Origin of the sequence: Flavobacterium sp. (assembly GCF_044373165.1) — a bacterium.
In the GTDB taxonomy this organism is placed as follows: domain Bacteria; phylum Bacteroidota; class Bacteroidia; order Flavobacteriales; family Flavobacteriaceae; genus Flavobacterium.
Genome location: NZ_JBILQL010000018.1, coordinates 26,945 through 34,177 on the forward strand (window position 1 = coordinate 26,945; position 7,233 = coordinate 34,177).

At 31.7% G+C, this 7,233-nt stretch carries 8 protein-coding genes and 1 pseudogene; all 9 read left to right on the forward strand.

All coding sequences use genetic code 11. The features are described from left to right. Positions 1-53: 53 nt before the first annotated feature. Positions 54-809, forward strand: a complete 756-nt coding sequence (locus tag ACIQ32_RS04360; RefSeq protein WP_396194470.1) for a cyclase family protein — start codon at positions 54-56, stop codon at positions 807-809. 75 nt (positions 810-884) lie between these two features. After that, a pseudogene (locus tag ACIQ32_RS04365) lies at positions 885-1,257 on the forward strand (four helix bundle protein). 34 nt (positions 1,258-1,291) lie between these two features. Beyond that, positions 1,292-1,663 carry an MmcQ/YjbR family DNA-binding protein gene (locus ACIQ32_RS04370; protein ID WP_396194471.1) on the forward strand — a complete coding sequence of 124 codons (372 nt, stop codon included), beginning with the start codon at positions 1,292-1,294 and terminating at the stop codon, positions 1,661-1,663. Between the two features lie 45 nt (positions 1,664-1,708). Next, positions 1,709-2,419 (forward strand): PH domain-containing protein, encoded by a 711-nt coding sequence (locus tag ACIQ32_RS04375; protein ID WP_396194472.1) that lies wholly within the window; start codon positions 1,709-1,711, stop codon positions 2,417-2,419. Between the two features lie 314 nt (positions 2,420-2,733). Next, on the forward strand, positions 2,734-3,141 hold the full coding sequence (locus tag ACIQ32_RS04380; RefSeq protein WP_396194473.1) for a response regulator: 408 nt from the start codon (positions 2,734-2,736) through the stop codon (positions 3,139-3,141). A gap of 3 nt (positions 3,142-3,144) precedes the next feature. Then, entirely contained in the window at positions 3,145-3,690 is a 546-nt protein-coding gene (locus ACIQ32_RS04385) for a heme NO-binding domain-containing protein (RefSeq protein ID WP_396194474.1), read from the forward strand. A 2-nt stretch (positions 3,691-3,692) separates the two neighbouring features. After that, positions 3,693-6,011, forward strand: a complete 2,319-nt coding sequence (locus ACIQ32_RS04390; protein WP_396194475.1) for a PAS domain S-box protein — start codon at positions 3,693-3,695, stop codon at positions 6,009-6,011. A 4-nt stretch (positions 6,012-6,015) separates the two neighbouring features. Continuing rightward, positions 6,016-6,336: an Hpt domain-containing protein gene (locus ACIQ32_RS04395; protein ID WP_396194476.1), complete on the forward strand. Its 321-nt coding sequence runs from the start codon at positions 6,016-6,018 to the stop codon at positions 6,334-6,336. A 6-nt stretch (positions 6,337-6,342) separates the two neighbouring features. Then, a complete protein-coding gene (locus ACIQ32_RS04400; protein ID WP_396194477.1) occupies positions 6,343-7,047 on the forward strand; it encodes a LytR/AlgR family response regulator transcription factor in 705 nt (234 codons plus the stop codon). Positions 7,048-7,233 lie beyond the last annotated feature (186 nt).

The following is a 7,233-nucleotide window of genomic DNA, read 5'->3' on the forward strand; positions in this document are numbered from 1 at the left end:
TTAAGTCTTAACTGACCTTAATGTAAATTCCTTAACTCCTTAATGGTTAAATTTTGAAAGCACTCATCGACAACAACTTCCAAATAGATTTGTCAAAACCCATTGATATTTCTATTCCATTATCCAATACCGAGGACAATCCTATCGCATGGTACATTGAAAAACCGGTAATAGAACCGGTAAAATTCGGCAATTGGATAGGGAAAGTGTCTGAGGGAAGTTCGACTAACTTTAACAACATCTTTTTCAATCCGCATGGACACGGCACACACACCGAATGTCTCGGTCACATTACCAAAGATTTTTACAGTATCAACCGATGTTTAAAGCAGTTTTTCTTCACGGCCGAATTGATTTCGGTTACTCCCGAAAAAGTGGTGGATGACTTTATCATCACTAAGTTTCAATTGGCCACTGCATTAAACGGTAAAACCCCTAAAGCGCTTCTCATTCGCACCATGCCGAACGATAATAGTAAAAAACACAAAAACTATTCTCATACCAATCCACCGTACTTATCGGAAGACGCCGCAATTTTTATTCGCGAGTGCGGAATCAAACATTTATTAATTGATTTGCCGAGTGTAGATAGGGAAGAAGACGAAGGCCGATTGGCGGCCCATAAGGCTTTTTGGAACGTTAAAGATGTCAATCAACTCAATTCCGACGCCCGATTCGATTGCACGATTACCGAAATGATTTTTGTAGAAGAAGAGGTTAAGGACGGAAGTTATATTTTGAATTTGCAAATCGCCTCCTTTGAAAATGATGCCTCGCCCAGCAAACCTGTTTTGTATAGTTTGGAGTAAGGAGATTGTAGTTTGGAGTAAACAGTAGTGAGAAGGTAGTTAGTAGTAATTAGTTGGGAATTTTAAAATATTACTATGGATTATAGAGATTTATTGGCTTATAAGAAATCATTTGAATTGGCTATGAAGATATTTGAAGCTTCAAAACATTTTCCAAAAGAAGAAAAGTATTCTTTAACAGATCAAGTCAGGAGAAGTTCACGTAGCGTTACGGTCACCATTGCAGAATCTTATAGAAAAAGAATTTATCCAAAAAACTTCTTTAGTAAACTCACTGATGCTGAAGCTGAAAATTCTGAGACACAAGTCTGGTTAGATTTTTCATTAGCTTGTTGTTATTTACAAGAATTAGAATATGAAGAACTAACGGCATTAAATAATTGAAGTAGGTAAATTGATTTACTACATGATTAACAATCCTGATAAATTCGGTTCAAGCAAAATCTAACGACAAACTCATTACTCCAAACTCCCAACTAAAAATGAACATCCAACAACTCTACGAATTCTGTCTTTCCAAAAGAGGTGTCACTGAACATTTTCCGTTTGATGAAGACACTTTGGTGTTTAAGGTTGGCGGTAAAATGTTTTGCCTCACTTCTTTAAAAGAATGGGAAAACAATACGCCATCACTTAATTTAAAATGTGATCCGGAACGCGCCGAAGTGCTTCGTGCCGAATATGATGCCATTAAACCCGGTTACCACATGAGTAAAATACATTGGAATACGGTCGATTTCAATAGCGATGTTTCCGATAAAGTAATGGTCGAGCTCATCAATCATTCTTACGAATTGGTTTTCAAAAGTTTGACCAAAAAAAATCAAAACGAAATCCTTCAAAACGAGAATTAGGCATTACTTTTGCTAAAAATTTTGCATCAAAATAAAACGGATAACATGTTAGATAATCTAAAAAAAATATTAAACGAGGACCAAGATCCCAAAGCGATTGAGAAAATTACCAATAAGTTGGATAATTTATTAATGTCAAACGAACATATCGGTTACATTGCGGTGCAAAAAAAACCGGCAGTCAATATGTTTCCCGATAGTATAGTCGTGACCAACAAAAGAATCATCCTTTGCAAACCTAAAAACTTAGGATTGTCGATGGAATTCATCGATTATGATTGGGACGATATAGAGGCAAGTTTTGTAAAAGAAGGTATTTTGGGTGCAGATTTTACCTTTTCCACCAAATCAGATTTAACCCATACCGTGGATTATTTGCCTAAAAATCAAGCCCGAAAATTATACACTTTTGCCAAAGAGCAATTGGATATGTTGAAAAATCCAACAGTTGAGCCATCTTTTCAGGAGCAAGCCAAAATGCCCGAAGCAGTTGTAACACCTTTAGAGCCGATAGATCATGCTGTTGAAGAGGAAATTGAAATAGAAGAAGTTACTGATTTTGCCGAAATTATTCCGGTATCACAATCCGGTTATCGCGATGAAAAACAATTCCCGGATGATCGCTCCGGTTTGGCCGAATTATCGCAAGATGAATTGTTTGAAAAACTAAGAAACTACAAGAAGCTATTAGACAACGGATTGATTTTGCAAGGTGAATACGATAACTACAAAAAAGAGATTTTGAGCCATATGTAATTTTCTTAATCATGAACGCGAAGATTTTATTCGATGTTCTTTAAAAATAAAAACCCAACATTAATCATGTTGGGTTTTTTTTATTGTTTTTCAGGTATAAGAATTATTTATTTGCAACTATTTACAGTCATCTTGCAATCAGAAAAAGGAAATATATTTTCATTAAAATCTGCTTTTTTGTTAATTACACATTCGACTATAGTTTTGACTACAGTTTCATCTACAGCAAGTTGTTAATCAACGATTTTATTATTATTTTTTTTAATTAATTTTTTAAAATGTAATCTTTGAAAGATTATTTAATTTCTTTAACCATGGCTAATCTATTAAATGTTCTTTTTATTGAGGACGACATCATAGAAGGAATGAAGTTTAATAGGGTATTAGATTCTTTAAATTTTAATTATAAATTGATTGAAGCGGCTAACGGAGAAGAAGCTCTAATTATTTTGAGAGAAAAAGAAATTATTCCGAACATTATTTTCTTAGACTTAAACATGCCCAAATTAAATGGCATTCAGTTTTTGAAGATTTTAAAGAACGATGAGTTTTTAAAGCAAATTCCAACAATCGTTTTTACAACTTCCAATCACAGAAAAGACATTTTGGAATGTTATAAGATAGGCATTGCGGGTTACATTATTAAACCGCTTAAATATGAAGATTATAAAGTAGTCGTTAAAAAAGCATTAGACTATTGGTCGGTTAACGAATTGATATAAATTATGTATGGTATTGTAAATAAAGCCATCAAAGAGTTGGTCGTGGCCAATTTTGGGGAAGAAAAGTGGGAAATTATAAGAGAAAAAAGTGGTGTTGATATTGATTTTTTCTTAAGTAATGAGCCATACGATGATGAGATTACTTTCAGATTAGCTACTGCAGTTTCTGAAGAAATGGAGATGACTATTGAAGAGGTACTGACTGCTTTTGGCGAATGGTGGATACTTAAAACGACTAAAGATAAGTATGCTAGTCTCATGGATTCCGGTGGCAGCACTTTAAAAGAATTTATTTTAAACTTGCCAAACTTCCACAACAGATTAATGTTGGTTTATCCCAAACTTTCACCGCCGGAATTTAAAATCAGTGCTGTTATGAACAATAGTTTACATTTACATTATGTTTCAAACAGGGTCGGATTCCAAGAATTTGTTAGAGGATTGCTACAAGGATTAGCCAAGAGGTTTCAAGAAAACATAGAAATCCATTTGATACAGTCGAGAAATGAAGGTCATTCACACGAAATATTTAAGATTATTTGGGTGTAATTATGAGAGATTTTCAGTTTAATTTTGACCAAACTAGTTTTAATAAACTTTTCCCTTTTTATCTATTAATAGATAGCAACCTAAAAATTGTTTGTTGCGGTGAGAGTTTGTTAAAATTACTGCCTCAATTAAAAGAAACACAATCTTTTTCAGACTTTTTTCAAATTAAACGCCCGGAAGTTATTAATCTTAACGTGGATAGCTTAACAGAAATTTTCTCTCAAGTAACTATCATCACAAGCTTGTCTGATCATCCGGTTATGCTGCGAGGACAATTTATGCCTTGTAATGAATTAATTCTTTTTGTAGGTTCACCTTGGTTTACTTCTATGGACGAAGTAATTGAAAATAACCTAAAAATAAATGATTTTGCGCAACATGACCCATTGACTGATTTACTTCATTTATTGAAAAATCAAGAAACGAACAATCAAGATTTAAAGGAATTGATTTTAAAAATTAATGAACAGAAACAAATACTTTCCAATGATAAAGAGGAAATAAAGAAACTTTCATTAGTAGCGAGTGCCAATAAAAGCGGTGTAGTTTTAACCGATTTAGAAGGCAAATTATTTTGGGTAAATGATGCATATCTTGAACTTACAGGATACACAAAAGATGATATAAAACACAAAACAGTTGTTGATTTAGGCATTTCCGAGTTAACAAATCCGGAGACCGTTAAAAAAATGATTTCTGCCTTTAAAGTTGGAAAAACATTTGACTGTGAAGTCTTTCATAAAAAAAAGAGCGGGAAGTGTTTTTGGACCAGAATGAAAGGACAACCTGTTTTAGACTTGGCCGGAAAGTTTGTTCAATATTTTGTTATTATAGAAGATATTTCAAAAGAAAAAGCTTTTAGAGACCAGCTCAAAGAGTCAGAAAACAGATTGTTTTCCCTAATTATAAATCTGCAATCCGGTGTTTTATTAGAAGATGAAAACAGAAAGATTTTAATAGTTAATAAAAAGTTCTGTAATATGTTTGGTATCGATATAGATCCCGAAAGTATTATGGGATTGGATTGTACCAATTCAGCAGAGCAAGTAAAAGATTTGTTTAAAGACAAACAAAACTTTGTAAGTAGGATCAATGAAATTTTAGAAAACAGACAAATTGTTTCCGGCGAAGAACTTGAATTACTTGATGGAAGTTGGTATGAAAGACGATACATGCCCATTATTATCGACGGTATTTTTAAAGGAAATTTATGGAGTTACGACGATATTACTTTGAGAAAAAAGTATGATGAAAGTTTGAAGTATGAAAAAGAAAAATACAGAAGTATAATTGACAACATGAATATGGGTTTGTTGGAAGTGGATAATAATGACAGGATTTTACTAACAAACCAACGTTTTTCTCAAATGAGTGGTTATGAAGAAGATTTTCTAATTGGAAAAAAAGGCGCAGAGATTTTCTTAAGTCGTGAACAAAATGAAGCATTTAAGAAAAAACAAGTTTTAAGAAAAAAAGGGGTTTCAGATTCTTATGAATTAACGGTAAAAAACAAAGATGGGGAAGAACGCGTTTGGTTTGTAAGTGGTGCTCCAAACTATAATTTGAATGGTGAAGTAATTGGATCTATTGGTTTGCACTTAGATATTACGGACTATAATAAGCTAGTTCTTCAAAAACAATTATTGTTAGAAAAACTAGAAAAGCAAAACGAACAATTATTAGATTATGCCCAAATAGTATCACACGATTTAAAATCGCCTTTAAGAAGTATCCATGCTTTAATTGCTTTTATAAATGAAGATACGACTGTTGCTTTTAATGAAAAAACCAGCAGTTATTTTAAGCTGATACAAGAGAAAACAGAAAAAATGGATTTTCTAATAGATGGAATATTGACCTATTCAAAAGTGGAAAATGTTAAAATTCACAAAGAGAAAATTGATTTAAATGAAATGGTAAATAGTGTTCAAGACATTATTTTTATACCTTCCAATATTAAAATCATTATAAAAAATAAATTACCAATCATCCACAATGATTTCTTTAGAATGCAGCAACTTTTTCAAAATTTAATAAGTAATGCCGTTAATTATAATGACAAATCAAATGGTTTTGTAGAGATTTCATCAGAAGAATTTCAGGATCATTATGTTTTTGCTATAAAAGATAATGGCATCGGAATTGAAAAAGAAAATCAAAAGAAGGTGTTCGAAATTTTTCAAACGCTAAATCCGGATTACAAATCAACCGGGATTGGACTTTCAATAGTTAGAAGGATAATTAAAAACGAGAATGGAAAAATATGGCTTGAAAGCCAGAAAGGTGTTGGGACAACTTTTTTCTTTACACTTAACAAATAAGACTATGAAAGAGGAACCAAACTTTGTTTTTTTAAATCAACTTTCTGCCGGAGAACAAGCTGTTAAAGACAGATTGCTTAATGTTCTCAAAGAAGAATTTGCAACAGAATATGAAAACTATTATGCAAACATTTCAAATAGCAATTTACCTTTTGCTTCAGAGATTGTGCATAAAATAAGACATAAAATTGGGTTTTTAGGAATGGAAAAGGCCTACGATTTGACAAGTGATTATGAAAAAAACTTAAAGAATAATTCGTTAGTGTTAAAAGAAGAGTTTGAAATAATTCTGGGTATCATTAAAGAGTTTATTTTGAAAAATTAAAAATTTATGAAGTGTATAATTATTGACGACGAAAAATTTTCAAGAGAAATTTTATCTGTGATGATTTTAAAATCTCCAGATCTTGTGCTTGTGGGAGAATTTGACAATGCCATTGATGCCATTAAATACCTTAATGAAGACCAACCGGTAGATTTAATTTTTTTGGACATTCATATGCCTAATTTTTCCGGTTTTGATTTTGTTAAAACATTAAAAAGTCCACCACAAATTATATTAGTGACTACTGATAAGAGTCTTGCTATTGATGCTTTTAATTATGATTGTATAATAGACTATTTATTAAAACCCTTTAGTAGTGATAGGTTTTATAAATCGATAGAAAAAGCAAAGTTAAATAAAAGTATCTCCAATAAATCACTTGTATCCAATCAATCAAGCATAAAAGAAATTTATGTCAACATTGATAAAAGATTAATTAAAATTGATATTGCTACGATCCAATACATTTGTGCTAATGGAGATTATGTTATTATAAAAACAGAAAGCACTAAATATACTGTGCATACAACTTTAAAAAAGATTGAAGAGAAATTACCTAAACAACAATTTATAAAAGTGCATCGCTCTCATATTATAAACGCAAACAAAATCGTGGATATAAAAGATTGTACTATTTTAATTGGGAAGGACATAATTCCGGTGAGCAAAAACTACAGGGCTAATTTATTTGAGTCTATTGATTTAATTTAATTTTTATAACAAACTATAAACCTAACCCTCTTTATGAGGGTTTTTTTATACAGCATTGCCAAAATATTTCGTCTTTAAAAAATACAGTTTCATCGCTAGATATTAAGGTTTCATCGAAAAAAAAACAACGGCTATAGCGTTAATGATATTTTCGTTCGCATTCAATATACAGATGAGAAAGAATTT

Bases quoted from the DNA above. Each gene is read 5' to 3' on its own strand.
- ACIQ32_RS04375 (WP_396194472.1), top strand. From the start codon at position 1,709: ATGTTAGATAATCTAAAAAAAATATTAAACGAGGACCAAGATCCCAAA.
- ACIQ32_RS04380 (WP_396194473.1), top strand. From the start codon at position 2,734: ATGGCTAATCTATTAAATGTTCTTTTTATTGAGGACGACATCATAGAA.
- ACIQ32_RS04370 (WP_396194471.1), top strand. From the start codon at position 1,292: ATGAACATCCAACAACTCTACGAATTCTGTCTTTCCAAAAGAGGTGTC.
- ACIQ32_RS04385 (WP_396194474.1), top strand. From the start codon at position 3,145: ATGTATGGTATTGTAAATAAAGCCATCAAAGAGTTGGTCGTGGCCAAT.
- ACIQ32_RS04400 (WP_396194477.1), top strand. From the start codon at position 6,343: ATGAAGTGTATAATTATTGACGACGAAAAATTTTCAAGAGAAATTTTA.
- ACIQ32_RS04390 (WP_396194475.1), top strand. From the start codon at position 3,693: ATGAGAGATTTTCAGTTTAATTTTGACCAAACTAGTTTTAATAAACTT.
- ACIQ32_RS04395 (WP_396194476.1), top strand. From the start codon at position 6,016: ATGAAAGAGGAACCAAACTTTGTTTTTTTAAATCAACTTTCTGCCGGA.